Origin of the sequence: Streptomyces flavofungini, from assembly GCF_041028215.1 — a bacterium.
In the GTDB taxonomy this organism is placed as follows: domain Bacteria; phylum Actinomycetota; class Actinomycetes; order Streptomycetales; family Streptomycetaceae; genus Streptomyces; species Streptomyces flavofungini_B.
Genome location: NZ_JASKYR010000271.1, coordinates 1 through 2,361 on the forward strand (window position 1 = coordinate 1; position 2,361 = coordinate 2,361).

The 2,361-nt window shown below is 57.1% G+C and carries 1 rRNA gene; it reads right to left on the reverse strand.

What is annotated here, in order from left to right:
* Positions 1-1,909: ribosomal RNA gene (locus AB8Z36_RS19610) — 23S ribosomal RNA — on the reverse strand; the annotation flags it as partial.
* Between the last annotated feature and the right edge of the window lie 452 nt (positions 1,910-2,361).

Consider the following 2,361-nt stretch of genomic DNA (forward strand, 5'->3'; position numbering starts at 1 on the left):
AAGTTACGGGGGCATTTTGCCGAGTTCCTTAACCATAGTTCACCCGAACGCCTCGGTATTCTCTACCTGGCCACCTGAGTCGGTTTAGGGTACGGGCCGCCATGAAACTCGCTAGAGGCTTTTCTCGACAGCATAGGATCATCCACTTCACCACAATCGGCTCGGCATCAGGTCTCACCCACATGTCATCCGGATTTGCCTAGATGACGGGCTACACCCTTACCCCGGGACAACCACCGCCCGGGCTGGACTACCTTCCTGCGTCACCCCATCACTCACCTACTACCACCTTGGGTCAGCGGCTCCACCACTTCCCTCAACTCCGAAGAGATCAGGACGGCTTCACGGCCTTAGCATTAATGGGCTCGATGTTTGACGCTTCACAGCGGGTACCGGAATATCAACCGGTTATCCATCGACTACGCCTGTCGGCCTCGCCTTAGGTCCCGACTTACCCTGGGCAGATCAGCTTGACCCAGGAACCCTTAGTCAATCGGCGCACACGTTTCTCACGTATGTATCGCTACTCATGCCTGCATTCTCACTCGTGAACCGTCCACCACTGCCTTCCGGCGCAGCTTCACCCGGCACACGACGCTCCCCTACCCATCCCAGCGGGCGTTGGCCCTCATGCTGGAATGACACGACTTCGGCGGTACGCTTGAGCCCCGCTACATTGTCGGCGCGGAATCACTAGACCAGTGAGCTATTACGCACTCTTTCAAGGGTGGCTGCTTCTAAGCCAACCTCCTGGTTGTCTCTGCGACTCCACATCCTTTCCCACTTAGCGTACGCTTAGGGGCCTTAGTCGATGCTCTGGGCTGTTTCCCTCTCGACCATGGAGCTTATCCCCCACAGTCTCACTGCCGCGCTCTCACTTACCGGCATTCGGAGTTTGGCTAAGGTCAGTAACCCGGTAGGGCCCATCGCCTATCCAGTGCTCTACCTCCGGCAAGAAACACACGACGCTGCACCTAAATGCATTTCGGGGAGAACCAGCTATCACGGAGTTTGATTGGCCTTTCACCCCTAACCACAGGTCATCCCCCAGGTTTTCAACCCTGGTGGGTTCGGTCCTCCACGACCTCTTACAGCCGCTTCAACCTGCCCATGGCTAGATCACTCCGCTTCGGGTCTTGAGCGCGCTACTAAATCGCCCTATTCGGACTCGCTTTCGCTACGGCTTCCCCACACGGGTTAACCTCGCAACACACCGCAAACTCGCAGGCTCATTCTTCAAAAGGCACGCAGTCACGAGACACCAAGCAAGCTTGATGTCCGACGCTCCCACGGCTTGTAGGCACACGGTTTCAGGTACTATTTCACTCCGCTCCCGCGGTACTTTTCACCATTCCCTCACGGTACTATCCGCTATCGGTCACCAGGGAATATTTAGGCTTAACGGGTGGTCCCGCCAGATTCACACGGGATTTCTCGGGCCCCGTGCTACTTGGGTGTCTCTCAAACGAGCCGCTGACGTTTCGACTACGGGGGTCTTACCCTCTACGCCGGACCTTTCGCATGTCCTTCGCCTACATCAACGGTTTCTGACTCGTCTCACAGCCGGCAGACTGTGAAAGAGAGATCCCACAACCCCGTACACGCAACCCCTGCCGGGTCTCACACGTATACGGTTTGGCCTCATCCGGTTTCGCTCGCCACTACTCCCGGAATCACGGTTGTTTTCTCTTCCTGCGGGTACTGAGATGTTTCACTTCCCCGCGTTCCCTCCACACTGCCTATGTGTTCAGCAGCGGGTGACAGCCCATGACGACTGCCGGGTTTCCCCATTCGGAAACCCCCGGATCAAAGCCTGGTTGACGACTCCCCGGGGACTATCGTGGCCTCCCACGTCCTTCATCGGTTCCTGGTGCCAAGGCATCCACCGTGCGCCCTTAAAAACTTGGCCACAGATGCTCGCGTCCACTGTGCAGTTCTCAAACAACGACCAACCACCCATCACCCCGGACCAGTAGCCCGAGTGCACTGGGGTCGGCATCGAAGGCAGCCATACGGCCATACCTTCAGATACCCAACAGCGTGCCCGGCCCTTTTCCGTCCGGAGATCGTGCGTTCCACGCTCTTACGAGCAGTACTGGCAGCCTCCGGCCCGTGAAACAGGCCGAGTAGTCAACGTTCCACCCATGAGCAACCAGCATCAGACGTTCGCTGATGAACTGGCCTCTGACCGAAATATTTCGGTAAGAAGGCGTTCCACGCTCTTACGAGCAGTACTGGCAGCCTCCGGCCCGTGAAACAGGCCGAGTAGTCAACGTTCCACCCATGAGCAACCAGCATCAGACGTTCGCTGATGAACTGGCCTCTGACCGAAATATTTCGGTAAGAAGTGCTCCTTAGAAA